Here is a 24,565-nt window from a genome sequence, read left to right as displayed (position 1 = left end):
GAGGAGCTGACCGGGACGTCACCGGACGGTGTCGTCCCGGGAGGCCCGGCCGGTGGTGTTCCGGAGAGCCCGGCCGGTTCCGCCGGTGACGTCGGGGGGGAGCCGGCCGCCGTCCCGGAGGACGGAGCCGCGTCCGCCGCTTCAACCGCCCCGCCGGTGGCGCGGCGCATCGCCGTGCTCGCGACGATCGCGCCGATCGTCTACATCCTCGACCTGGTCACGAAGACCGTCGTGCTGAGGACCCTCGAGGGCCGGGACCCGCTGGTCCTCATCCCCGGCCTGCTCCAGTTCCGGGTGCTCTTCAACCCCGGGGCGGCCTTCAACCTCGGCGTCGGGATGACGATCGTCTTCACCTGCGTGGCGACCGGAGTGGTGATCGCGATCCTGCGCACCGCGCGCCACCTGCGCAGCCTGCCGTGGGCCGTCACCCTCGGCCTGCTGCTCGGCGGGGCGCTGGGCAACCTGACCGACCGGGTCTTCCGCTGGCCCTCGGGCTTCGGCCGGGACGCCCCGTTCCAGGGCCACGTCGTGGACTTCATCGAGACCTTCCCCGGTCACTTCCCGGTCTGGAACGTCGCCGACGCCGGGATCGTCTGCGGCGGCATCCTCGCGGTGTTCTTCGCCTGGCGGGGCTACCAGATCGACGGGACGCGCGACACCGGGCAGAAAGGAGGCGCGTGAGCATGGCCGACCACAGGAGTCTCCCGGTCCCCGACGGGCTGGAGGGCGAGCGTCTGGACGCCGCCCTGTCCCGGCTGTTCGGACTGTCCCGGACCCGCGCGGCCGAACTGATCGCCTCCGGCGACGTGCTGGTGGACGGCGCGCCCGCGGCCAAGTCCGACCGGGTCCAGGGCGGGGAGTGGCTGGACGTCACCCTGCCGCCGCCGCCCAGCGCGCCCATGCCGGTGGCCGAGCCCATCCCCGGCATGACGATCGTCCACGAGGACGACGACATCGTGGTCGTCAACAAGCCCGTCGGTGTGGCCGCCCACCCGACCACCGGCTGGACCGGCCCCACCGTGATCGGCGGACTGCTCGGCGCCGGCCACCGGGTGGCCACCAGCGGCGCCGCCGAGCGGCAGGGAATCGTGCACCGCCTGGACGCCAACACCACCGGCGCGATGGTGGTGGCCAAGAGCGAGCACGCCTACTCCCACCTGAAGCGGGCCTTCAAGGAGCGCACGGTGGACAAGCGCTACCACGCGCTGGTCCAGGGCCATCCCGACCCGCTGCGCGGCACCGTGGACGCGCCGATCGACCGGCACCCCTTCGGCGACGGCAGGTTCGCGGTCGTGGCCGGAGGCAAGCCCTCGATCACCCACTACGACACGATCGAGGCGTTCCGCTCGGCGACCCTGCTGGACATCAAGCTGGAGACCGGGCGGACCCACCAGATCCGCGTCCACATGTCGGCGCTGCGCCACCCGTGCGTCGGCGACATGCTGTACGGCGCCGACCCGACCCTGGCCGCGCGCCTGGGCGTCGGCCGGCAGTGGCTGCACGCCGTCTCCCTGGCCTTCGAGCATCCCTCGACGGGCGAATGGGTCAGTTTCACCACCGACTACCCGGCCGACCTGGCCCACGCCCTGAAGGCCGTCAGCGGCGACATGTAACGGGCGTGCTCACCCCTTGCCCTTCCCCTTGCCCTTCAGGCCGGCCTTGACCGTCTTGCCGGCCTTGACCTTCTCCCCGGACCCGCCGGGACCGGAGGCGTTCAGCCCGCTGCCGGGATCGACCTGCCCGGGGGAGCCGCCGTCCTCGCCGTTCCCGCCGGAATCCTGACCGGTGCCCTCTCCTCCGTCGTCGCCGGACCCGTTCTCCGAGCCGTCGCCGGAGCCTTCGCCCGACTCGTCCGGGGAGGGCCGCTGCGAGGGGCGCTTCGAGGCGCTCTCCGAGGGTTTCGCGGACGGTTCCGCCGTGCGCTTCTCGCGGCCGCGCGAGGTCGGCGGGGAGGAGGGGACGCTCGCCCCGGTTTCCGCGGGCGGGCCGCTCGCGTCCTCGGTGGACCTCGGGTCGGCGGGCTCCGAGGACTCCCCCCCGAGGGAGGGGACGCTCACCGAGGCGGGCGCCTTGCGCGGTTCCACGACCGCGTCCTTCGAGGTGATCCAGGCTGTCGCGCCGGCGGTCAAGGCGACCGCGACGGTCGCCGCCGCGGTCGCGGCGATCACGGAACGGCGCCGCCCCGGCCGGGGAACGGCCCCGGCGAGCAGCCCGGGCCCGGAGACCGGGGGCTGCGGGGGGACGGCGGACGGCGGCACGGGCGGGACGGCCTGCGGGACGCCGGACAGTGCGGCCTGCGGGGCGGCGGCCGGTGCGGCCTGCGACCGGGGGCCGGCCTCGGCCGGCGGAACGATCGGCACGGACGGCATGGTGGGTTCGGGGGCGGTCCCGGAGACGATCGCCATCAGGTGCCGCTGCACCTCGGGGGCGGACATCCGGTGCGCGGGATCCTTGCGGAGCAGGCCGCAGATCACCGGTCCCAGCGCCCCGGCGCGCCGGAGCGGGGCCGGGGCGTCGTGCATGACCGCGGCGAGCGTGGCCAGCGGATGAGCGCGCTGGAAGGGGGAGTGCCCCTCGATCGCCATGTAGAGCGTCACGCCGAGCGACCACATGTCCGAGGCGAACTCCGCCGGGCCGCCGGCGGCCCGTTCCGGGGCGATGAAGGCCGGGGTGCCGATGATCGCCCCGGTCCTGGTCACCGAGGAGTCGCCCTCCAGGACGGCGATGCCGAAGTCCGTCAGCACAGCCCGGCCGTCGGTCGCCATCAGCACGTTGTCCGGTTTGACGTCGCGGTGCAGCACGCCCACGCGGTGCGCGGCGACCAGCGCCCCGAGCACGTCGAGCCCGATCCGGGCCACCTCGTACGGGGTCAGGGGGCCGTCCTCCCTGATCACGGCCCCGAGCGTCCGGGAGTCCACGAGCTGCATGACGATCCACGGCCGTCCGCGCTCCTCGATGACGTCGTAGACCGTCGCCACGCCTGGATGGCCGATTCGTCCGGCGGCGCGTGCCTCCCGGAGTGTGCGGACGGTGAAGACCTCGCGTTCCGGGGCGGTCAGGTCGGGGGAGGGGACGACCTCCTTGACCGCCACCTGCCGGCCGAGCACCTCGTCCTGTGCCCGCCAGACCGTGCCCATCCCCCCGTGACCGATGTGCTCGAGTAGTCGATACCGGTCGCCGATGAGCTCCTGAGAATCGGACATGAGCCTGCGGCTACCCTCGATCCAGCGGGATAATCCGGGCGATTCGCATAGTTCCTCTAGTTCGTCGCGGCGACGTCCATCGCGCTCCCCTCGTTCACCGCGCGTCCAGTCCGTCGCGGCGACGGCGCCACCCGCAGCGGCCGGGCCGCCCAGGCGGGCAGCCACCAGTTCCACCGGCCCATCATCGCGACCACCGCCGGGACCAGAACGCCCCGGATGAGCGTCGCGTCCAGCAGGATGCCCAGGGCCAGGCCGCTGGCGAACACCTTCACGTCCAGCTCGGGGGTCATGGCCAGCGCGGCGAAGGAGACGAACAGGATCAGCGCGGCCGAGGTGACCAGGCGTCCGGTACGGCCCACGCCCTCGACCACCGCGTGGCCGGTGTCGCCCGACCTGTCGTACTCCTCCCGCATCCTGGCCAGGATGAACACCTCGTAGTCCATGCTGAGGCCGTACAGGAACGCGAAGATCGTCAAGGGGACGAACTCGCCGATCGAGCCGGTCGGCTGGATGCCGAGCAGCTCGCGGGTGCCCCAGCCGTACTGCCAGAGCAGGACCATCGCGCCGACCACCGCCCCCAGTGAGAGCAGGTTGAGCGCGATCGCCTTGAGCGGCAGCAGCAGGGAGCGGAACGCCCGCGCCAGCGTCACGAACGTGACCAGGGCGATCAGCGCGAGCATCCAGGGGAAGGCCCCGTAGGCATGCTCCTGGAAGTCCATGCTCTGCGCGGCGCCGCCGCCGACCCGGACGTCCGCCCCGGCCGCCTCCCGGACCCGGGCGACGGTCTCCCGCCCGGCGTCGGCGCCGCTCTCCGCGACCGGCAGCACGGTGACGACCGCGGTGCCGTCCCGCCGCCAGGACGCGTCGTCCGGCGCCAGCACGGTGGACACGCCCTCGACGGCCCTGATCCGCGCGACGGCCCGCGCCGGGTCGCCGGTGACCAGCGCGTCGAACGGGGTGATGGAACCGGCCGGGACGCCCGCCCGGCGCAGCGCGGCCAGCCCCTCGTACCCGGGGCCCGAGGCGCGCAGGTCGCCGCTCTCGGGCAGGCCGAGATCGACCTCGAGCGCGGCCACGGCCAGGACGGCCAGCAGACCGCCGGCCAGCAGCGCGGCGGGCCGGCGCAGCCGTACCACCCCGCGCGCCCAGGCCGACCAGGCGCGCCCGGCCTCCGCCTCCCGGCGGGACGGCGCGGCCCCCGCCGCGCCGCGCCCGCGCTCCAGGCGCCGCCCGGTGAGGGCGAGCAGGACCGGGAGCACGGTGAGCGTGACGGCCACGCTCGCCGCCGCGATGACCATCCCGGCCAGGCCGAGGCTGCGCAGGAACGGCACCGGCAGCACGACCATGGTCACCAGGCCGATCGCGACCGCGACCCCGCTGAACAGCACCGCCCGCCCCGCTCCCCGCATCGCCCGGTGCACGGCCTCGTCGCCGCGGTGCCCGCGGGCCCGTTCCTCCCGCCAGCGGGCCACCAGCAGCAGCGAGTAGTCGACGGCGATGCCCAGACCGAGCAGCGGCATGGTGGTCAGCGCCACGTCGTGCACGGTCATCACCAGCGTCAGCAGCAGGATCACGGCGAACGACACGAAGATCGCCAGAGTGGAGATCAGGAGCGGCACGAGCGCCAGGGCCGAACGGAAGACGAGGAACAGAACGACCACGGCGGCGGCCACGCCGATGCCGATCTTGGCGGGGACGTCCACGCCGCCCGCGTCCACGCTCGGCGCGAGGGCGTCCAGGCCGGTGACGTGCACGGTGCTGCCCGGCGGCAGGATCGGGGTCATCGCCGCCGCGATCACCGGGCCCTCGTCGGGCGTCTCGCCCAGGCCGCCGCCCGGCGGGCTGCCGTCCGAGTACGTGCCGGGGAAGACCAGCCCGAACGTGGTCCGGCCGTCCGCGCCGACGAGCCGCGGGTCGCCGGTGCCGGCGTAGGAGACCACGCGGGCCCGGGGCAGCTCCGCCGAGACGGCCGCGAACGCCCTGCCGATCACCTCCCTGTTCCCCTCCGCCCGCATGCCGGCGGGCAGGACCACGACCGGCACGAACGGCCGCTGGTAGCCGCCGTTGCCGTAGATCCGGACGATCTCCCGGTTGGCCTCGAAGGCGGGCATCCCGGGGTGGGCGTACTCCTCGGACAGGCGCTGGATCGCGAACGGGGTCGCGGCCAGTCCCGCCAGGAACGCGAATACGGCCAGCAGTGTGACCAGCCGTTTGTGTCTCAGGACGGAAGCCGAGAATCTCTCCATGGCCTCCAGCGCACCAGAGTGATCTTCAGCGGCCGTGCGGCCGTTCTCGGAGAACTCTGTGAATCCGGTTTCACAGAGTTCTCCAAGAGCTTTTGAAGATCGGCCGGGGGAGACTGGCGGGGTGAGCCGGATACTGGTGGTGGACGACGAGCCGTACCTCGCCGACCTCGTGGCGACCGCCCTGCGCTACGAGGGCTTCGAGACGGCGGTGGCGGGAACGGGCGCGGAGGCGCTGGCGGCGGCCGGTTCCTTCCGTCCCGACCTGATCGTCCTGGACGTGATGCTGCCCGACGTGCCCGGGACCGAGGTGTGCCGGCGGATCAGGACCGCCGGGTCGCAGGTGCCGGTGGTGTTCCTCACCGCCCGTGACGCGACCGAGGACAAGATCGGCGGGTTGCGGATGGGCGGGGACGACTACGTCACCAAGCCGTTCAGCCTGGAGGAGCTCATCGCCCGGATCGGGGCGGTGCTGCGGCGGACGGAGCGCGCCGGGCCGGAGACCGGCCGGCTGGCCTTCGCCGACCTCGTCATCGACGAGGACGCCTACGAGGTCCGGCGGGACGGGCGGCGCATCGACCTGACCCCCACGGAGTTCAAGCTGCTGCGCTTCCTGACCGCCAACGCGGGCCGGCTGGTCTCCAAGCGGCAGATCCTCGACCACGTGTGGGAGTACGACTTCGGCGGCAACGACGGCGTCGTGCAGACCTACATCAGCTACCTGCGCCGCAAGGTCGACGCCTCGGACCCGCCCCTCATCCACACCGTGCCCCGCGTGGGCTACGTCCTGCGGCTGCCGAGGGAAGACTGATGCCGCCCCGCCCCGCCGCCTCTCCCGGGCCTGTTGCTTCCCCCGAGCCTGTTGCTTCCCCCGAGTCCGCCGCTTCTCCGGGGCCCGCCGCGCCCGCCCGGGGCAGGGGGCGCCGGGGCTTCCCCGGACTGCTCCGTCCACGGCTGCCGGTCTCCCTGCGCGGCCGGCTGGTCGTGACGGTCGTCGGCCTGGTCGCCCTCGCCCTCGGCACGGTCGCCGGGGCCACCTTCGGCGCGCTGCAGGACTGGCGCGGGCACAACGGCGCCCGGCTGCTGGCCATGGACACGCCGCAGGCCCGGTTCGCGGCCTCGAACGAGCTGACCGAGCGCCTCGCCCACGTCATGGTCGTCTCGTCCGCGGTGGTCCTGGCCGGACTGACCCTGCTCGCCGCCCACCTGCTCCGCCGGGGCCTGCGCCCGCTGGACCGGATCGTGGAGACGGCGGCGGACATCGGCGCGGGCGACCTCGACCGCCGGATCGACGCGGCCCCGGCCGGCAGCGAGGTGGGCCGCCTCGGCCACGCCCTCAACGCGATGCTCGGCCAGATCGAGGAGGCGTTCCGGGAGCGGGAGGAGTCGCGGGACCGGCTGCGCCGCTTCGTCGCCGACGCCTCCCACGAGCTGCGCACGCCCATCGCCACCATCCGCGGCTACGCCGAGCTGTTCCGGCGCGGCGCGGCCACCCGCCCCGAGGACCTGGCCACGGCGATGCGCAGGATCGAGGCGGAGGCGGCCCGGATGGGAGCGCTGGTGGACGAGATGCTCCTGCTCGCCCGCCTGGACCAGGGCCGCCCGCTGGAACGCGCCCCGGTCGAGCTGACCGGGCTGGTGGCCGACGCGGTGGCCGACGCCCTCGCCGTCGAACCGGACCGCCCGATCTCCGCCGAGTACGGCGGGCCGGTCGAGGTGCCCGGCGACGAGGCCCGGCTCCGCCAGGCGGCCGGCAACCTGCTGGCCAACGTGCTGGCCCACACCCCGCCGGGCAGCCCGGCCGCCGTCCGGGTCCGGCGGGCCGGCGGGGAGGCGGTGATCGAGGTCGCCGACGAGGGGCCCGGCCTCACCGAGGAGCAGCGGACGCTCGTCTTCGAGCGCTTCTACCGCGTCCCCCGCGCCGCCGGCCGTGCCAGGGAGGAGGGCCGGGGCGGGGCGGGACTCGGCCTGTCCATCGTGGCCGCGGTCGCCGCGGCCCACGGCGGCCGGGCGGAGGCGGACTCCCGCCCCGGAGGGGGCGCGATCTTCCGCGTGACGCTCCCGGCTGCCGGTCGCGCGCCGTCCCCGGCCGCGGGCGGTGCGACGGCTCCCGTCACCGATCCTGCGACGTCCCCGGCCGCGGGCGGTGCGACGGCCCCCGTCACAGACCGGCCAGGCGGAGCAGGGCCGTGACGGCGGCCGCCGCCGCGAGGACCAGCAGGAACGGCGCGCGCAGCAGCAGCGCCAGCACGGCGGCCCCCAGCCCGGCGGTGCGCGGCCAGTCCAGTTCCAGGGCCTGGCCGTGGGCGAAGGTCTGCACCGCGATCAGCGCGGCCAGCAGCGCCACCGGGACCAGGGCGGAGAAGCGCTGCACGCCCGGGTGGTCGAGGACCCTCCGCGGCGCCGAGAGCCCGGCCAGCTTCAACGCGTAGCAGCCCAGGCAGACGGCCACGACGGCCTGCCACACGCTCATCGGCCTCCTCCCCGCACGAGAGGTGTCGGACGGCGGGTCATCGCGGCCTCCTCAGGACCAGGGCGAGCACGGGCACGGCCGCCAGGAGCACGGGCACGCCCGGCGGGACGAACGGGGTGGCGGCCAGCGCGACCGCGACGCCGCCCGCGGCGGCCGCCCGCAGCGTCCGGGTCTCGGGGTCCTTCGCGGTCAGCCGCGGCCAGAGGATGGCCAGGAACGTCGCCGGGCCCACCGCGTCCAGGCCGAACACCGCGGGGTCGGCGACCCGGGAGGTGCCCACCGCGCCGAGCAGGGTGGTGGCGTTCCAAGTGAGGTAGAGGCTGACGAAGGTGACGAAGAAGCCGGTCCTGGCCGCCTCCTCGTCGGGCTGGGCCAGGGCCACCGCGGTGGTCTCGTCGATCACTCCCTGGGCGACCGGGAACCTGCGCCAGCCCCGGGCCCCGAGCAGGTCGGCCAGGCGCAGGCCGTACAGGCTGTTGCGCACGCCGAGCAGCAGCGCGCCCGCGGCGCCCGCGACGAGGCTGCCGCCGCCCGCCACGACCCCGGCCAGCGCGAACTGGGAGGCGCCGGTGAAGGCGAACAGGCTCAGCACGCACGCCTGGGCCACGCTCAGCCCGGCGGTCACCGCGGCGGCGCCGAACGCCAGCCCGGACAGCCCCACCGCGAGTCCCACGCCCAGCCCGTCCCTGATGGCTGAGGAACGAGTGGTTGTTTCCATGGAACGGAGGTTATGTCCAGTTCGCCGGTGCGGTCTTGTACGTTCCTGCGCGCTGGTAGGCCACCGGGGGCACACCCACGATCCGCTTGAAATGCCTGTTCAGGTGGGCCTGGTCGACGAAGCCGACCTCCGCGGCGACCCGTGCGGCGGGCGTCCCGGCGTCGAGCAGGGAGCGGGCGCGCCGTACCCGGAGCGTGTTCAGGTAGGCGTGCGGCGGAAGGCCGGTCGCGGCCTTGAACGCGCGCAGCAGGGTGAAGGGCCGCGCCTCCACCGCCCGGGCCAGGTCCTCCAGCGTCGGCGGGTCGGCCAGGCGATCGTGCAGGATCTCCCGCGCCAGCCGGACCGCGCGGTCCCCGGCGGCCGGTCGCCGCCGGGCCGGGCGGTAGGCGGCGTGGTGCACGACCAGGGCGCCGAACGCCGTGCGGGCGAGGGTCGAGGAGGCCAGGTCGTCGCCGCGCTCGGCGGCGAGATGGGCGGCGCGCAGCAGCGGGGCGGCGCGCGAGCCGTCCACGACGGTCTCCGGGAAGTACGGCGTGCCCCGCCCGGCCAGCAGCTCCTCCGCGATGTCGGCGATCACCTGGACGGACGGGTAGAGCATCCGGTAGGCCCAGCCGTCCGGCACGCCCGCGTGGCCGGTGTGCACCTGCTCGGGATCGACCAGGACCACGGACCCGGAGCCGGCGCGGTGCCGGGAGCCCCGGTAGTCGAACTCCTCGACCCCGGACAGGATCACCCCGATCGCGTACTCCTCGTGCACGTGCCGGGTGAACCGGTGCGTGACGTAACGGGCCTTGAGCAGGTCCACCCCCGGCAGCGCGGGGTTGCGCCAGAACCGCGCGGCCTCCCCCGGGCCGGCGGCCGGGGCCTCGCTCATGGCCGGAACGTCTCGGTGAACCGGTCGAAGAACGTCCGGTCCCAGCTGTCCTCCGGGGTCTCCCAGTAGATCGCGTACGGCGTGCCCTCGCCGGTGCGGAAGCCCCGGTCCAGCACGTGGGTCGGCACCTCGTCCCGGAGGAAGGTGAACTCCCAGTCGGCGGCGGGCCGGTCCAGGTACGTCAGCGAGGTGATGGCGACGCGCTCGTAGCCCGGCCAGACGTTCTTGGCCCTGCCGCCCTCCTCGACCTTCTCCCAGTGCCTGACCGGGTCCTTCTCCGGGTCGTCGGTCGACTCGATCCACAGGAAGCGGTCCGACCCCGGCTCGCGGAACTCCACCCGGTCGCGGCCGGCGAAACGCCGGACGGTCCAGCCGCGCGGGACGGCGACGCTGAAGCCCAGCGGATCCTCGTGCAGTTTCCAGCCCGCCGGGATCTCCCGGTCCGGCGGGGCGGAGGGGGTCGGGGTGGGGGTGGGGGCGGGTCCGGCGGTGGAGGTCCCCGTCTCCGGTGTCGCGGAGGCGGTGATCCCCTGCTCCGCCCGGCCCTTCTCCTGGTTCTGGAACAGGAGCCAGCCGCCCGCGCCGAGCAGCACCGCGAGCAGCGGCACCCCGGCCATGAGCGCCACCCGCCATCCCCGGCCGCCGGAGGCGGGCGCCCGGCCTTCGGCGTGGGTGGGATGGGTCGGCCCGGTCCCGCCCCCGGAGTAGGCGGGGTCGCCCGGGTGCGTCTGCTGGTCCTGGGCGGGCAGCGGCCACGGGTGCGCGGCCGTGGACCCGTGCTGCCCGTGGCGGGCGGCCGGGGATCCGTGCTGCCCGTGGCCGGCGGCCGTGCCGGGGTGGACGTTCCACTCGTGGCGGGCGGGCTCGACCGGCGGAGCGGGCTGCTCCTGCCAGGCCGGTGCGCCGGGGTGCGCCGCCGGCCGCTCGGGGGGGATGGGCCGGGGCCGCTGCCGGTCGTAGGCGGGGACCTGCGCCGACGGGGAGGACTGTCCGGGCGGCGCGCCGTACGGGGCCGGGGCGGCCGGAGGGTGGCCGGGCGGCGTGCCGTACGCCGGGGCGACGGGCGGCGAGGGGCGGGAGAGCTCCCGGGACGGCGCGACGAGGCCGGGAGGCGTCCCGCCCGCGGCGCGGATGAGCAGGTCCTCTGCCTGGTCGGGACGCATGCGCGTGGCCGGGTCCTTGGACATCAGGCCGAGGACGGCCGTGGCCAGGGGACCGGTGTGGCGCATCGGGCTGGGCTCGCCCGACAGGACCGCCATCATGGTCGCGGCGGCCGTGGGACGTTCGAAGGGCGGGTGCCCCTCCAGCGCGGCGTACAGCGTCGCGCCGAGCGACCACAGGTCGGACTCCGGGGTCGCCGGCAGCCCGTGGAGCCGCTCCGGCGGGAGGAAGGCGGGGGTGCCGACCATCCCGCCGGTCCGGGTGATCCCGGTCTCGTGCGTCGTGGCGGCGATTCCGAAGTCGGTCAGCACCACCCGGCCGTCGTCGGCCAGCAGCACGTTCTCCGGTTTGACGTCGCGGTGCAGGACCCCGGCGGCGTGCGCGGCGCGCAGCGCGCCCAGCACGCTCAGCCCGACGGCCGCCACCTGCTCCGGGGGGAGCGGCCCGCGCTCGCGGACCGCCTGGCCCAGCGAGCGCGAGCGCACCAGCTGCATGACGATCCAGGGCCGCCCGCCCTCCTCGACCACGTCGTGGACGATGATCACGGACGGGTGGTCGAGCCGCCCGGCGGTCCTCGCCTCCCGGACGGTCCGCCGGTTCAGGTCGGCCCGCTCGGTCTCGTCGATCCCGCGGTAGCGGACCTCCTTGACCGCCACGACCCGGTCGAGCAGTTCGTCGTGGGCGCGCCAGACGACGCCCATCCCGCCTTCGCCGATGGGCTCGAGCAGGTGATACCTGCCCGCCACCCTGCGTTCGGTCATCTCTCCCGCCCCCTCCCCGGCTCAGGAATCGTAGCCGGTCGGGTGGGACTTCACTTTTTCGACGAAAAGGTCTCGGTGAAGCCCTCGAACAGCTTCAGGTTCTTCTTCCAGTCTGACGCCAGGGTGTGCCAGTAGATCGCGTACCCCCGGCCGCCCTTGGTGAGGAACCCCCGGTTGATCACCCGCGCCTTGCCGTAACTCGGCCGCCAGGTGAACTCCCAGTCGGCGGCGTCCTCCATGTAGTCGACCCTCTTGATCCCGATGAGTTCGTAACCGGGGAAGCCGCCGCGGGCCTGGGGCTCGTACACGTCCCAGTCCTTCTTCGCGTCCGGGCCGGGGGAGTCGGTGTATTCGATCATGAGGAAGCTCCTGCGGTCGCTGGGCAGGCTGAAGGTCACCTGGGTGCCCCGCCGCTTCGTGACCTTCCAGCCCTTGGGCAGGCCGACCGAGAAGCCGAAGGAGTCCTTGTGCGTCCGCCAGCCGTCGGGGAGCTTGCCGCCGGCCTTCTCTTCCTTCTTCTCGTCACCCTTCTTGTCGCCCTTCTTGTCGTCCTCGCCGTCCTCGCCGCCCTTGTCGTCCTCGCCGGTCCCGGACGGGCTCGGTGAGGAGTCGGACATGCCGGTCCCGGACTCCGCGGACCCGGAGGGCCCCGGGCTCCCCGAGCCTCCCGTCCCCTCCGAGGGGCTCGCGTCCGGCTCGGCCGTGCCAGGCTCCCGCTGCCCGGCCGCTCCGGGCGAGTCGCTGTTCATGCCGATCCAGACGCCCACGCCGGCCACGATGATCAGCGCCACGAGGACGATGGGCAGCACGAGCCGGAGCCTGCCGGGAGCCAGCGTCCCGAGCAGGGTCGGCTCCTGGTCGGCGGGGTGGATCGCGGTCGCGCCCTGGAGCGCCGTCGCGGGCTCCCGGGGCTCGGGGGCGGGAGCGGGCGCCGGGACGCCCGCGGGGGGGACCGGCGGCGTGGGCGGGGTGCTCCTGGCCGCGAGGTCCCTGACGTACTTCCGGGTGGCCGAGGACGAGGCCGGCGCCTCCTCGGCGGCCGGATCCTCTCCGGCCGCCGAGGACGTTCGCGGGGCGGGAGTCTCCGGTGCGGCCGGCGTCTCCGGTACGGCCGGCGCGGCGGGCGCGGAGTCCTGCGGGGGCGGCAGCTTGGCGACCTGCCCGGTCTGCGGGATCTCGGGCGCGGCCGCCGCGGCCCCTGCCGCCGGGGCGGCCTCCGGGCGCGGGCCGGCTTCCCCGCGCGGGGCCGCCTCCCGCTCCGCGGGCGCGCCCGGCTCCTGGCGGGCGGCGGGCGGGACCTGCTCGTCCCGCGCGGGCGTGCCGGGGACGGCCGCCTGCCCGTACGGCCTGCGCCGCTCGGGCGCGGCCTGCGGCTCGGCGGAGCCGTCCCGGGGCCCGGTGATCGAGGAGATCGTCCAGGGCTGCGTGGCGGAGCGGCCCTCGGCCACCCGGCGCAGCAGGGCGGCGGCCTCCTCGTAGGTGAGGCGCTGCACGGGCTCCTTGCGGAGCAGCCCTTCCAGCACGGGCAGCAGCGGGCCCGCGTTGCGCGCGGGGTCGGGCGGGTCGGTCAGGACCGAGTGCATGGTGGGCAGCGGCAGCTTGCGGTCGTGCGGCGACCTGCCCTCCACCGCCGCGTACAGCGTCGCGCCCAGCGACCACAGGTCCGACTCCCGGCGGGCGGGCAGGCCGCGCAGCCGCTCCGGCGCGATGAACGCGGGAGTCCCCGCCACGCCGGTCATGGTCAGCGTGTTCTCGGAGTCGAGCGTGGCGATGCCGAAGTCGGTGAGCACCACCCTGCCGTTATCGGCGAGCAGCACGTTCTCCGGCTTGACGTCGCGGTGCAGAACCCCGGCGTCGTGCGCGCCGTGCAACGCCCCCAGCAGGGCGAGACCGATCTCCGCGACCCGCCGGGGCGGCAGCGGGCCGTCCTCCCGGAGCACCTGGCCCAGCGAGCGGGACGGCACCAGCTGCATGACGATCCAGGGCTGCTCGTTCTCCTCGATCACGTCGTAGACGACCACGACGTTCGGGTGAGTGAGCCGGGCCGCGGCCCGCGCCTCTCTCATCATGCGCCGGTTCAGGGTCTGGACGTCCTCGCCGAGAGCGGCGGAGTAGCGGACCTCCTTGACGGCGACGGTCCGGTCGAGAAGCTCATCATGGGCCTTCCAGACCACGCCCATCCCACCCCGCCCGATGGGTTCCAGGAGGTGGTAGCGGCCTGCGACACGTCGTCCTTCCTGGTGCCCATCCGACTGCATCAAGCGTCAAACCTCCCTCACAGTGAAGGAGATACTCCCATAAATGAGGATCCGCCCGAGCCCCTCGGAGGGTCACGGCACCCTACCCCGGTCTCGCCGGGCGACCTCGGGAAGATCGTCTTCCCCCGTCCGCCGCTCGCCGGGGCCTTCCGCCATTTGAGACGCCTGTCCGCCAGGTGGCGTGCGGTGCGGTCATGGCCTATGGTTGACCGCATGAAGCGCTGTTCCGTGTTTACCGAGCCGGCTCCGGAGAGCCGGTCGTGAGCGCGTGACCTAGCGACCATCCGGAGCCGGCAGAGGCAGAGACGCCCAGTCTCTGCCTTTTTTGTTTCTTTACGATTCGCCGGTTCGCGGGACGCGCACCGGCTGAGCATCGGGAGCCGACATGTCGTTGACCGCACGTGCGGAGCGCGGAGCCGTGCACCTGGGAGCGCTCGCGGTGGGCGCCGCGGGCCCGGCCGTGGTGATCGGCGGCGCGGGCGCGGACGCGCGGTGGATCAGTCTGCGCGACCATCACGGGCGGCTCCCCGCGGCCGGCGCCGTGGCCGAGGCCCGCGCGCAGTGGGCCGGGCCGGTCCTGGTGGAGCCGTTCTCCTCGGCGGACCTGCCGGAGCTCGTGGCCGCCGGGGCGGACGGCGTGCTGGTCGGGGCCGCCTGGATGCAGGACTTCCAGCTGGTCCGCGCGGTCGCCCGGCTCGGCCTGCCGGTGGTGGTCCAGCGGGGTCCCGCCGCGACGCTGGAGGAGTGGCTCGCCGTCGCCGACTACTGCGTGGCGGAGGGCAACGACCAGGTCGTGTTCTGCGAGACCGGCAGCCGCGTGCGCGCGGACTCCGGGGAGGCGGCCGGCGTGGTCCTCGACCTGGCCCTGATGCGCGCCGCCCGGGAGAGGTCCGGCCGTCCCGTCCTCGCGTGCCTGGGCGACGACCCCGCCCTGGCCGCGGCCGCGGTCGCCGCCGGAGCCGACGGCCTGCTCCTGGCCCCGCACGCCGCGCCGGAGGCCGTCGCCGCCGCGCAGGAGGCCGCGAGGATCGTCGGCGCGGTCGCCCGCCGGGAGGACCCCGCTTCCGTGCTCGCCGCGCGCGGCGCCGTCGACCGCGTCGACGCCGCCCTGGCCGTCCTGCTGGAGCGCCGCGTCGAACTGGCCGGGACCATCCAGCGGCTCAAGCCGGTCGGCGGCTTCGCCGGTCGCGACATGGACCGCGAGCGCCGCCTGGTCGCCGAGATGGCCCGCCGCGCCCCCACTCTGGGCGAGGCCGGACTGGCGCCGATCATGAACGCCGTCATCGAGGCGGGACTGCGCCTGGCGGAGGAGCGCAGGGCGTCCGGCCGCGGCTGACGGCGGGGCCGGACCGGGTCCCCGGAAAAGGTCGTACCGGACGCGTAGAAAGGTACGGCAGGGCCGAATCCGGGCATCCGGCCGAGGGGCGCACGGGGCCCCCGGGGAGCGGGAAACACGCGTAAGCTTCCCTCGCCGGGACGCGACAAGGGGAGGACGGGGCCGCATGTCAGACTCGTTTGTGCATCTTCACGTTCACACGGAGTACTCCATGCTCGACGGAGCCGCTCGGTTGAAGCAGATGTTCAAACAGGTCGGCGACCTGGGCATGCCCGCCATCGCGATCACCGACCACGGCAACATGCACGGCGCCTACGACTTCTACAAGCAGGCCACCGGCGCCGGCATCAAGCCGATCATCGGCATCGAGGCCTACGTGGCGCCCGCCTCCCGCCACCAGAAGAAGCCCGTGCTGTGGGGTGAGCCGCACCAGAAGAAGGACGACGTCTCGGCGGGCGGCTACTACACCCACATGACGATCTGGGCGCGCAACGACCGCGGCCTGAAGAACCTCATGAAGCTCAGCTCCCGCGCCTACACCGAGGGCTTCGTCCGCAAGTGGGCCCGGATGGACGCGGAGATCCTGGCCGAGCACGCCGAGGGCCTGATGGCCACCACGGGCTGCCCGTCGGGCGAGGTCCAGACCCGCCTGCGCCTGGGCCAGTACGACGAGGCGCTCGCCGCGGCCGCGAAGTACCAGGAGCTCTTCGGCAAGGAGAACTACTTCCTGGAGATCATGGACCACGGCCTCGACATCGAGCGCCGGGTCCGCGACGGGCTGACCCGCATCTCCAGAGAGCTGAACATCCCGCCGCTGGTCACCAACGACTCCCACTACACCTACGAGTCCGACGCCTCCTCCCACGACGCGCTGCTGTGCATCCAGACCGGCAAGCAGCTGTCCGACCCCGACCGGTTCCGCTTCGACGGCAGCGGCTACTACATCAAGACCGCCGACGAGATGCGGGCGATCGACTCCTCCGACCTGTGGGCCGAGGGCTGCCGCAACACGCTCCTGGTGGCCGAGAGGGTCGAGCCGGAGGGCATGTTCGGGTTCAAGAACCTGATGCCGACCTTCCCGATCCCCGACGGCATGACGGAGGAGGAGTTCTTCCGCCAGCAGGTCTGGGAGGGCATGGACCGCCGTTTCCCGGGCGGCTACGACGAGGAGCACCGCGCCTGGGCCGAGAAGGAGCTCGGCGTCATCATCCAGATGGGCTTCCCGTCCTACTTCCTCGTGGTCGCCGACTTCATCATGTGGGCCAAGCGCAACGGCATCCGGGTGGGTCCGGGCCGAGGCTCGGCGGCGGGTTCGCTGGTGGCCTACGCGCTCGGCATCACCGACCTCGACCCGATCCCGCACGGCCTGATCTTCGAGCGCTTCCTCAACCCCGAGCGCGTCTCCATGCCCGACGTCGACATCGACTTCGACGAGCGCCGGCGCGGCGACGTGATCCGCTACGTGACGGAGAAGTGGGGCGCCGACAAGGTCGCCATGATCGCCACCTTCGGCACCATCAAGGCGAAGGCGGCCATCAAGGACGCCGCCCGCGTCCTCGGCTACCCCTACGCCCTCGGTGACAAGGTCTCCAAGGCGTTCCCGCCCGCGGTGATGGGCAAGGACATCCCGCTGTCGGGCATCTTCGACAAGGACCACCCGCGCTTCGGCGAGGCGGGCGAGCTGCGCCGGCTGTACGAGGAGGACGTCGACGTCAAGGCGGCCGTCGACCTCGGCAGGGGCCTGGAGGGCCTGATCCGGCAGACCGGCGTGCACGCCGCCGGCGTCATCATGTCGTCGGAGGTGCTGACCGACTACATCCCGATCATGCGCCGCGACTCCGACGGCGCGATCATCACGCAGTTCGACTACCCGACCTGCGAGACGCTCGGCCTGCTGAAGATGGACTTCCTGGGCCTGCGCAACCTCACGATCATCGACGACTGCCTGAAGGCCATCGAGGCCAACACCGGCAACAAGATCGAGCTGCTCGACCTGCCGCTGGACGACGTCAAGACCTACGAACTGCTGGCCCGGGGCGACACGCTGGGCATCTTCCAGCTGGACGGCGGCGGCATGCGCTCGCTGCTGCGCCTGATGCGCCCCGACAACTTCGAGGACATCTCCGCGGCGCTCGCGCTCTACCGCCCCGGCCCGATGGGAGCCAACTCCCACACCAACTACGCGATGCGCAAGAACGGCCAGCAGGAGATCACCCCGATCCACCCCGAGCTGGAAGAGCCGCTCAAGGAGATCCTCGACACGACCTACGGCCTGATCGTCTATCAGGAGCAGGTCATGGCCATCGCCCAGAAGGTCGCCAACTACTCCCTGGGCGGCGCCGACCTGCTCCGCCGGGCGATGGGCAAGAAGAAGAAGTCCGAACTGGACAAGCAGTTCGAGACCTTCGAGCAGGGCATGAAGGACAACGGCTTCTCCGCGGCGGCGATCAAGGCCCTGTGGGACATCCTGCTGCCCTTCTCCGACTACGCCTTCAACAAGGCCCACACCGCCGGCTACGGCCTGGTCTCCTACTGGACCGCCTACCTCAAGGCCAACTACCCGGCCGAGTACATGGCGGGGCTGCTCACCTCCGTCAAGGACGACAAGGACAAGTCGGCGCTCTACCTCAACGAGTGCCGCCGCATGGGCATCAAGGTCCTCCCGCCGGACGTCAACGACTCCGACTTCGACTTCACCCCGCGCGGCAGCGACGTGCGCTTCGGCCTGTCGGCGATCCGCAACGTCGGCGGCAACGTCGTCGACGGGATCATCTCCGCGCGCAAGGAGAAGGGCCGCTTCACCGACTTCAAGGACTTCCTCCGCAAGGTCCCCGCGATCGTCTGCAACAAGCGCGTCATCGAGTCACTGATCAAGGCCGGCGCCTTCGACTCCATGGACCACGTCCGCAAGGGACTGGTGATGGTCCACGAGCAGGCCGTGGACGCGATCATCGACATCAAGAAGAACGAGGCGATCGGCCAGGACTCGCTGTTCGGCGCCGTCGAGGGTGTCGAGGACCAGACCTTCGACGTGCAGATCCCGCCGGGGGAGTGGGACAAGACCACCCTGCTCGCCTTCGAGCGGGAGATGCTCGGCCTGTACGTCTCCGACCACCCGCTCTTCGGCGTCGAGCACATCCTCGCCGCGGGCGCCGACTGCTCGGTGGCCGCGCTGCAGGACGACAGCCGCCCCGACGGCCAGGTCGTGACCGTCGGCGGCATCCTCTCGGGCGTCCAGCGCAAGGTCACCAAGAAGGGCGACACCTGGGTCCTCACCATGCTGGAGGACCTGGAGGGCGCCATCGAGGTGATGATCTTCCCCTCGGCGTACCAGCTCTGCTCGACGGTCATCGCCGAGGACGCCATCGTCTTCGTCAAGGGCCGCCTGGACAAGCGCGAGGACGTCGGAAAGATCATCGCCATGGAGGTGACGGTCCCCGACCTCACCACCGAGGCGGGCGGGCCGCTCCTGGTGAGCATGGCGCTCAACCGCTGCACGCCGCCGGTGGTCGGCCGGCTCAAGGAGGTCCTGACCACCCACCCCGGCACGACCGAGGTCCGCCTCCAGATCCACAACGGCCCGAAGACCACCGTCATGCGCCTGGACGACAGGCTCCGCGTCTCCCCCTCCCCGGCGCTGATGGGCGACCTCAAACAGCTCCTGGGCCCCGCCTGCCTGGGCGCCTGACCCCACCCCGGCGCGGTGCGCCGCCCTGCCTCTTCCGTACGGCGCCGGCCGTCACCGCCCACCCCTCCCCGCGCCGGTGGACGCGGGTCAGCGGTCGAGGGTCTGCCGGGGGAGGGGGTGGGGCCTCTTGCGGCCGGGGCCGTCGCCACGGCCCGGGCGGCCGTCGCGCCGGCGGTCGCCGGCCGGGGCCTTGGCCGTCCTCGGGGTGTGGCCGCCGCCGAAGCGGGACATGTCCGGGGGGCGGAAGCGGGCGGCCGGGACGCCGCGCAGGGCGGCGGTCATCGAGTCCACCCAGATCGGGCCGGGCAGGGAGGCCCCCTGGACCCGGCTGTAGTACTGGCCGCCGATCCGCACCTCGCGCAGCGGGTGGCGGTAGGAGCCGCGGATGTCGCCCACGCTGACGGCCGCGGCGAGGGCGGGCGTGTACCCGGCGAACCAGGCCGAGGTGTAGTCGTTGTTGGTCCCCGTCTTGCCCGCGGCCGGGCGGCCGATGTCCTGCCCGCGCATGGTGCCCCTGCTGAACACCCCGCTCAGCACGTGGTTGACCGCGTCGGCCACCTTCGGGCCGATCACCTGCCGGCAGCTGGACGCGACGGGGACGCGCCTGCCGTCCCGGTCGGTGATCTCGGCGATGGCGACCGGGCGGCAGTACCGGCCCCGGGCGGCGAACGTGGCGAACGCCCCGGCCACCGTCAGCGGGTCCATCTCGTTGATGCCGAGGGTGAAGGTCGGGACCTCGTGCAGGGGAGTGCCGTCCGCCCGGGCGATGCCGAGTGCCCTGGCGGTCTTGACCACCGGGCACAGGCCGATTTTCCGCTCCAGCTTCATGAAGAAGATGTTGACCGAGTTCCACGTGCCGGTGGAGAGGCTGTAGGCGCCGCCGCCCCGCCCGCCGTCCGCGTTGAAGATCTTGGCGTTGGGGTCGTTGACCTGGCGGCCCGCGCAGTCGACGAAGCCCGAGCCGGGGACGTACCGGCCGGGGGTGGCGAAGCCCCGGTTGAACCGCCAGCCCTTCTGCAGCGCGGCGGCCAGGGTGAAGACCTTGAAGGTGGACCCGGCCTGCAGGCCCATCCCGCCGCCGTGCGCCACGTCGGCGGCCAGGTTGAAGGTGGTCCTGGGGCCGTTCTTGCGGTTGCCGTCGTTGCGCCCGTACTTCTTGCTGGCGGCCAGCGCCCGGATCCGGCCGGTGCCCGGTTCGATCATGGCCTCGGCGGCGACCTCGGTGTCCTCCGGGTCGACGCGCGCGGAGATGGCCCGTTCCGCGGCCTTCTGCGCCGCCGGGTCCAGGGTGGTGCGCAGCACGATGCCGCCCCGGGCCAGGCGGCGCTCGCGCTCTTGGAGGGTGGGCCCGAAGACGGGGTTGGTCAGCAGCTCCCGGTGGACGTAGACGCAGAAGTAGGGGTAGCGGCTGGCGGCGCAGCCGCCCGGTTCGGGCTTGAGCCTGAGGCTCAGCGGGGTCCGCCGGGCGGCGTCGGCCTCGGCCCGGGTCACGGCCCCGGTCTGGGCCATGCGGTCCAGCACGAGGTTCCTGCGCTGGACGAGCCGCTGCTGGTGCTGCCCGCCCAGGGAGGGGTCCGTCCGGTACGGCGTGCGCACCGCCCCCGCCAGCGTCGCCGCCTGCGGCAGGGACAGTTTCGAGGCGGGGACGGAGAAGAACCGCTGGGCCGCGGCCTCCACCCCGAACGCCCCCGCGCCGAAGTAGGCGATGTTGAGGTAACGCTCCAGGATCTCGGCCTTGGAGTACTTCTCCTCCAGCGCCAGCGCGTACCGCAACTCGGTGATCTTGCGCTGGACGTTCGGCGCCTGCGCCCGGGCGCGCTCGGCCTCGGTCCGGGCGTTCTCCACCAGGATGTTCTTCACCAGCTGCTGGGTGAGGGAGGAGCCGCCCTGCCGCACCCCGCCCGCGGTGGTGTTGGTCACCAGGGCCCGCAGCGTGCCCTTGACGTCCAGGCCGCCGTGCGCGTAGAAGCGGGAGTCCTCGATGGCCACGATCGCCTTGCGCATGATCGGCGCGACGTCGCCGAGGTCCACGGTCGTCCGGTTCTTGGAGTAGAACTGGGCGAACGGGCGGCCGTGCCGGTCCAGGAGCACGGTGCGCTCCGCCAGGGGAGGCTCGTGCGGGGCGGGCGGCAGGTCGGCGAAGACGCCCGCGGCGTTCTTCGCCGCCAGGCCCGCGCCGCCGATCACCGGCAGCGCGGCCACCGCCGTCAGCAGCCCGCCGAGCGCCCCGCAGATCGCCAGGGTCCGCAGGCACGCGACGGGGCCGCGCTCCGTGTCATAGTGTCCCGTTTCACCTCGAGCTGTCACAGATAGTAAGGTGCGACCGGGTGATCACCTGCAAACACCCGATTGCGAATCCTTACTCGCCGCCGACCTTCTCTCGACTGATCTTCAGGCCGAGCGAGGCGAACTGCTCGAACGGCCGGTGGTAGCCCCGCTCGATGTGGTGCACCCCGCGCAGCGTGGAGGTGCCCTCCGCGGCCGCGGCGGCGAGCACGGCGGAGAATCCGGCCCGGATGTCGGGCAGCGTCACGTCGGCGCCGCGGAGCTTGGACACGCCCCGCACCACCGCCGAGTGCTTGGCGTTGGTGTCGTGGTAGCGGCAGGCGGGGCCGCCGAGGCACACGTCGAAGACCTCGATCTCGCAGCCCATCTTCTGCAGCGCGGGCACGTAGACCAGCCGGTTCTCGAACACCGTCTCGTGCAGCACCGACATGCCCTGGGCCTGCGTGAACAGCACCATCAGCGGCGTCTGCCAGTCGGTCATGAAGCCGGGGTGGGTGTCGGTCTGCACCGCCGCCGCGCGCAGCCCGTCGGGGGCCGACGCCGACAGGTAGTCGTCGGTGATGTCCAGCCGGGCGCCCATCCTGGCCAGCGTGGTGATGGCGGTGACGAGGCGGTCCTGGGGGCAGCCGTGCACCCGCACCTCGCCGCCGGTGATCAGGCCGGCCGCGAGGTAGGAGAACGCCTCGATCCGGTCGCCGTTCAGCCAGGTGGAGGCGCCGTGCAGGCGGTCCACGCCCTCGATCACGATGCGCCGGTCGGGGCTGAGCTCGATGAGCGCCCCCATGCGCTGCAGGAACAGGGCGAGCTCCACCACCTCGGGCTCCATGGCCGCGCCCTTGAGCACGGTCTTGCCCTCGGCCAGCACCGCCGACATCAGGATGGTCTCGGTGGCGCCCACGCTGGGGTAGGGGAGCTCCAGGCGGGTGCCGCGCAGCCGCTTGGCCTTGGCGTAGATGCCGGTGTCGCTCACCTCGACCTCCGCGCCCATCGCGCGCAGCGCCTCGACGTGGAAGTCGACCGGCCGCCGTCCGATGGGGTCGCCGCCGACCAGCGGCACGAACGCCTCGCCCGCCAGGTGCAGCAGCGGGCCGAGCATCAGGATGGGGATGCGGTTGAGGCCCGTGAACGCGGCGGGCACGTGGGGGTTGATCTCCGGCCCCTGCTCGATGACGATCTCGCGCGGGGTGATCTCCACATTGATGCCCAGCGCGCGCAGCATCTGCGCGGTGATGCCGACTTCGCCCACGTCGGGGGCATTGTGGATCACGCTCTCGCCGGCCCCCAGCATGGCCGCGACCATGTGCTTGGAGACACCGTTCTTGGACCCGCGGACCTCGACGTCGCCGCGGAGCGGGCCGGAGGGCTCGATCAGCCATACCTCTTCGTTCACCCAGACAGCGTAACGGGATTCGATCGATGCCTTCGATATTGCAAAAACAGAGGAACGGGTAGCATCGGGCCGGTCTACGTGGAATGAGGGGGGAACCATAGTGCGGTATACGCGCGATTTCGCCGTGACCGTGCTCGTGCTCTGCGTCCTCGGCGTCGTCGCCGGCGTGTCGTGGTCGCTGCTCGCTCCCCGCCCGCCCTACGCCGCGACGGACGAGGGCGCGGTCCTCGCCGATCCCTCCACCCAGGCGCTCATCGCCGCCGACGGCTGGTTCGCCGTCGTCACCGGCGCGTTCGGGCTGGCCTGCGGGGCCCTGGGCTACGCGCTGTCGCGCAAGGGCTCGCCGCTCGCGGTGGTGCTCGGCCTGGTCACGGGCGGCCTGGTCGCCGCGTACCTGACGATGACGGTCGGCGGGGTGGTGAACCTCGGCGCCGCCACCGTGACCGCCTCCGGGCCGGGCGCGTCGCTGGTCCCGGGGCCGCTGAAGCTGACCGCGCCCGGCGTGCTCGTCGCCTGGCCGATGCTCGCCGCGGGCCTGTTCTTCGCGCTGGAGGCCGTCGCGGGGTACCGCGAGTCGCCTCTGCGCCGGCCCCTGGCCGGCCAGGACCTCCACGGGCCACCGGCGGTCTACGACGCCGACGTCGACGGCAGGTAGCCCGCCGGCCGGAGGACGGGGCCGGACACGCGGCCCCGCCCCGGGGCGGCCCTCAGCTCAGGACGGGCCCCGGCTCGGGACGGGCCTCAGCTCAGGGCGGGCCTGCGGGAACCGTGGCCGGTGGCCCGCTCGAACGCGTGGGCCAGCCGGAGCACCCGCAGGTCGGCGAAGGGGCGTCCGACGATCTGCACGCCGACCGGGAGCCCGCTCCCGGTGAACCCGCACGGCACCGAGGCGGCGGGGGCGTGCAGCACGCTGATCCAGTAGGCCGAGCGCATCCAGGCCAGGTAGTCGGGGAGCGGCTCGCCGTTGATCTCCGAGACGTACGGCGCGTCCACCGGGAACGGCGGCACCTGGCTGACCGGCGCGATCAGGAAGTCGTAGACGTCGAAGAAGGCGCTCATCCGCCGGTAGAGGTCACTGCGGAGCCGTTCGGCGCGGGCCAGGTCGGCCCCGGTGACCGCGCGGCCCCGCTCGACGTTCCACCGGACGTTCTCGCCCAGATCCTCCGGCGGGAGGTCGCCGTAGGACAGCAGGTAGAACCAGGCCCGGTAGGTGCGGAACGCCTCCTCGGCGTCGGACAGGTCGAGCTCGACCCGCTCGACGCAGGCGCCGAGCCCGGCCAGCACGGCGGGGGCGTCGGCGGTGACCTTCGCCGTCTCGGCGTCCACCGGGAGCCCGCCGAGGTCGGGACTCCAGGCGATGCGCAGCCCGGTCAGGTCCAGCAGGTCCAGCGGTTCGGTGAAGACCGCGCCGCTCTCGGCGATCGAGAGGGGGGAGGACTCGTCGAAGCCCGCCACCACGCTCATCAGCAGGGTGAGGTCCTCCACGGTCCTGGCCATCGGGCCGGACACGCCCAGGGTGAACCAGGCCGCCGTCGGCGACGGCGACGGCACCCGTCCCGGCGTCGGGCGCAGCCCGACCACGTTGCAGAAGGAGGCGGGGTTGCGCAGCGAGCCGCCCATGTCGGAGCCGTCGGCCAGCGGCACCATCCCGCAGGCCAGCGCCGCCGCGGCCCCGCCGCTGCTGCCGCCCGCCGAGCGCGAGAGGTCGTAGGGGTTGCGGGTGGCGCCGAACACCTCGTTCACCGTGTGCGAGCCGGTGCCGAACTCGGGGGTGTTGGTCTTGCCGATCGTGATCGCCCCGGCCTCGCGCATCCGCCGCACGACCAGCGCGTCCCGCTCCGGCACGTGGCCGGCGAACAGGCGCGAGCCGTACGTGGTGCGGACGCCGGCGGTGTCCGTCAGGTCCTTGTAGGCGACCGGCAGCCCGTGCAGGGAGCCGCGCCAGACGCCCCGGGCCATGTCCCGGTCGGCGGCCTCCGCCTCGTCCAGGGCGCGCTCGGCCACCAGCGTGACGATCGCGTTGACCCTGGGGTTGGTCTCCTCGATGCGGCGCAGATGGGCGTCGAGCAGCTCGACGGCGCTGACCTGCCGGGTGCGCAGCAGCTCCAGCATCTCGACGGCTGTCAGGTAGTGCATGCGTCCTCCCGATCGGGTCGCGGCCGACTGCGGGCGCT

General features: G+C 73.4%; 17 protein-coding genes. 7 read left to right on the top strand and 10 right to left on the bottom strand.

Annotated features, from left to right (window positions below; all coding sequences use genetic code 11):
• Positions 1–156: 156 nt before the first annotated feature.
• Positions 157–681 carry a signal peptidase II gene (locus Plo01_RS02900; protein WP_203888882.1) on the top strand — a complete coding sequence of 175 codons (525 nt, stop codon included), beginning with the start codon at positions 157–159 and terminating at the stop codon, positions 679–681.
• A gap of 2 nt (positions 682–683) precedes the next feature.
• The gene (locus tag Plo01_RS02895; RefSeq protein ID WP_203888881.1) at positions 684–1,613 is read left to right on the top strand and encodes an RluA family pseudouridine synthase; all 930 of its coding nucleotides are present in this window, start codon (positions 684–686) and stop codon (positions 1,611–1,613) included.
• Between the two features lie 9 nt (positions 1,614–1,622).
• On the opposite strand, the gene Plo01_RS02890 is transcribed toward Plo01_RS02895, so the two are convergent.
• On the bottom strand, positions 1,623–3,203 hold the full coding sequence (locus tag Plo01_RS02890; RefSeq protein ID WP_203888880.1) for a serine/threonine protein kinase: 1,581 nt from the start codon (positions 3,201–3,203) through the stop codon (positions 1,623–1,625).
• A 56-nt stretch (positions 3,204–3,259) separates the two neighbouring features.
• Complete coding sequence (locus Plo01_RS02885) at positions 3,260–5,449, bottom strand: MMPL family transporter (RefSeq protein WP_203888879.1); 2,190 nt, start codon at positions 5,447–5,449, stop codon at positions 3,260–3,262.
• 121 nt (positions 5,450–5,570) lie between these two features.
• Here Plo01_RS02885 and Plo01_RS02880 point away from each other — a divergent pair, with 121 nt between their 5' ends.
• Positions 5,571–6,257 (top strand): response regulator transcription factor, encoded by a 687-nt coding sequence (locus tag Plo01_RS02880; protein ID WP_239315826.1) that lies wholly within the window; start codon positions 5,571–5,573, stop codon positions 6,255–6,257.
• On the top strand, positions 6,257–7,639 hold the full coding sequence (locus tag Plo01_RS02875; RefSeq protein ID WP_203888877.1) for a sensor histidine kinase: 1,383 nt from the start codon (positions 6,257–6,259) through the stop codon (positions 7,637–7,639). Before Plo01_RS02880 ends, Plo01_RS02875 begins: the two co-directional genes overlap by 1 nt.
• Here the strand turns inward: Plo01_RS02875 and Plo01_RS02870 are convergent.
• The 5 genes from Plo01_RS02870 to Plo01_RS02850 are packed head-to-tail and all read right to left on the bottom strand — an operon-like array spanning position 7,608 to position 13,691.
• Complete coding sequence (locus tag Plo01_RS02870) at positions 7,608–7,919, bottom strand: AzlD domain-containing protein (protein ID WP_203888876.1); 312 nt, start codon at positions 7,917–7,919, stop codon at positions 7,608–7,610. The two genes, Plo01_RS02875 and Plo01_RS02870, sit on opposite strands and share 32 nt — an antisense overlap.
• 37 nt (positions 7,920–7,956) lie before the next feature.
• Positions 7,957–8,637: an AzlC family ABC transporter permease gene (locus Plo01_RS02865; protein WP_203888875.1), complete on the bottom strand. Its 681-nt coding sequence runs from the start codon at positions 8,635–8,637 to the stop codon at positions 7,957–7,959.
• Between the two features lie 10 nt (positions 8,638–8,647).
• A complete protein-coding gene (locus Plo01_RS02860; RefSeq protein WP_203888874.1) occupies positions 8,648–9,511 on the bottom strand; it encodes an AraC family transcriptional regulator in 864 nt (287 codons plus the stop codon).
• Positions 9,508–11,433 (bottom strand): serine/threonine-protein kinase, encoded by a 1,926-nt coding sequence (locus Plo01_RS02855; RefSeq protein ID WP_203888873.1) that lies wholly within the window; start codon positions 11,431–11,433, stop codon positions 9,508–9,510. Before Plo01_RS02855 ends, Plo01_RS02860 begins: the two co-directional genes overlap by 4 nt.
• Before the next feature lie 50 nt (positions 11,434–11,483).
• Positions 11,484–13,691, bottom strand: coding sequence for a serine/threonine-protein kinase (locus Plo01_RS02850; RefSeq protein ID WP_275415355.1), 2,208 nt, complete (start codon positions 13,689–13,691; stop codon positions 11,484–11,486).
• A gap of 385 nt (positions 13,692–14,076) precedes the next feature.
• Here Plo01_RS02850 and Plo01_RS41210 point away from each other — a divergent pair, with 385 nt between their 5' ends.
• Together Plo01_RS41210 and dnaE are read left to right on the top strand one after the other, a co-directional pair.
• The gene (locus Plo01_RS41210) at positions 14,077–15,027 is read left to right on the top strand and encodes a chorismate mutase (RefSeq protein WP_203888871.1); all 951 of its coding nucleotides are present in this window, start codon (positions 14,077–14,079) and stop codon (positions 15,025–15,027) included.
• A gap of 166 nt (positions 15,028–15,193) precedes the next feature.
• Entirely contained in the window at positions 15,194–18,715 is a 3,522-nt protein-coding gene (gene dnaE, locus Plo01_RS02840) for a DNA polymerase III subunit alpha (protein ID WP_203888870.1), read from the top strand.
• An 87-nt stretch (positions 18,716–18,802) separates the two neighbouring features.
• Here dnaE and Plo01_RS02835 read toward each other — a convergent pair whose 3' ends face one another.
• Both Plo01_RS02835 and murA read right to left on the bottom strand, forming a co-directional pair.
• Positions 18,803–21,022 (bottom strand): transglycosylase domain-containing protein, encoded by a 2,220-nt coding sequence (locus tag Plo01_RS02835; protein WP_203888869.1) that lies wholly within the window; start codon positions 21,020–21,022, stop codon positions 18,803–18,805.
• Positions 21,023–21,074: 52 nt separating this feature from the next.
• Positions 21,075–22,391 (bottom strand): UDP-N-acetylglucosamine 1-carboxyvinyltransferase, encoded by a 1,317-nt coding sequence (gene murA, locus Plo01_RS02830; RefSeq protein ID WP_203888868.1) that lies wholly within the window; start codon positions 22,389–22,391, stop codon positions 21,075–21,077.
• Between the two features lie 124 nt (positions 22,392–22,515).
• Between murA and Plo01_RS02825 the strand changes: the two genes are divergently transcribed.
• Positions 22,516–23,046: a hypothetical protein gene (locus tag Plo01_RS02825; protein WP_239315825.1), complete on the top strand. Its 531-nt coding sequence runs from the start codon at positions 22,516–22,518 to the stop codon at positions 23,044–23,046.
• 86 nt (positions 23,047–23,132) lie between these two features.
• On the opposite strand, the gene Plo01_RS02820 is transcribed toward Plo01_RS02825, so the two are convergent.
• Positions 23,133–24,527, bottom strand: coding sequence for an amidase (locus Plo01_RS02820; protein ID WP_203888866.1), 1,395 nt, complete (start codon positions 24,525–24,527; stop codon positions 23,133–23,135).
• Positions 24,528–24,565: the final 38 nt, after the last annotated feature.

Source organism: Planobispora longispora, from assembly GCF_016863135.1.
Classification (GTDB): Bacteria; Actinomycetota; Actinomycetes; order Streptosporangiales; family Streptosporangiaceae; genus Planobispora; species Planobispora longispora.
Note: the sequence above shows the minus strand (reverse complement) of the source record. Positions and strands in the feature narration are given on the sequence as shown.

Excerpts from the sequence above, each read along its gene's own strand:
- Plo01_RS02875 (WP_203888877.1), top strand. The coding sequence starts at position 6,257 with ATGCCGCCCCGCCCCGCCGCCTCTCCCGGGCCTGTTGCTTCCCCCGAG.
- dnaE (WP_203888870.1), top strand. The coding sequence starts at position 15,194 with ATGTCAGACTCGTTTGTGCATCTTCACGTTCACACGGAGTACTCCATG.
- Plo01_RS02820 (WP_203888866.1), bottom strand. The coding sequence starts at position 24,527 with ATGCACTACCTGACAGCCGTCGAGATGCTGGAGCTGCTGCGCACCCGG.
- Plo01_RS02885 (WP_203888879.1), bottom strand. The coding sequence starts at position 5,449 with ATGGAGAGATTCTCGGCTTCCGTCCTGAGACACAAACGGCTGGTCACA.
- Plo01_RS02895 (WP_203888881.1), top strand. The coding sequence starts at position 684 with ATGGCCGACCACAGGAGTCTCCCGGTCCCCGACGGGCTGGAGGGCGAG.
- Plo01_RS41210 (WP_203888871.1), top strand. The coding sequence starts at position 14,077 with ATGTCGTTGACCGCACGTGCGGAGCGCGGAGCCGTGCACCTGGGAGCG.
- Plo01_RS02870 (WP_203888876.1), bottom strand. The coding sequence starts at position 7,919 with ATGAGCGTGTGGCAGGCCGTCGTGGCCGTCTGCCTGGGCTGCTACGCG.
- Plo01_RS02855 (WP_203888873.1), bottom strand. The coding sequence starts at position 11,433 with ATGACCGAACGCAGGGTGGCGGGCAGGTATCACCTGCTCGAGCCCATC.
- Plo01_RS02850 (WP_275415355.1), bottom strand. The coding sequence starts at position 13,691 with ATGCAGTCGGATGGGCACCAGGAAGGACGACGTGTCGCAGGCCGCTAC.
- Plo01_RS02890 (WP_203888880.1), bottom strand. The coding sequence starts at position 3,203 with ATGTCCGATTCTCAGGAGCTCATCGGCGACCGGTATCGACTACTCGAG.
- Plo01_RS02860 (WP_203888874.1), bottom strand. The coding sequence starts at position 9,511 with ATGAGCGAGGCCCCGGCCGCCGGCCCGGGGGAGGCCGCGCGGTTCTGG.
- Plo01_RS02865 (WP_203888875.1), bottom strand. The coding sequence starts at position 8,637 with ATGGAAACAACCACTCGTTCCTCAGCCATCAGGGACGGGCTGGGCGTG.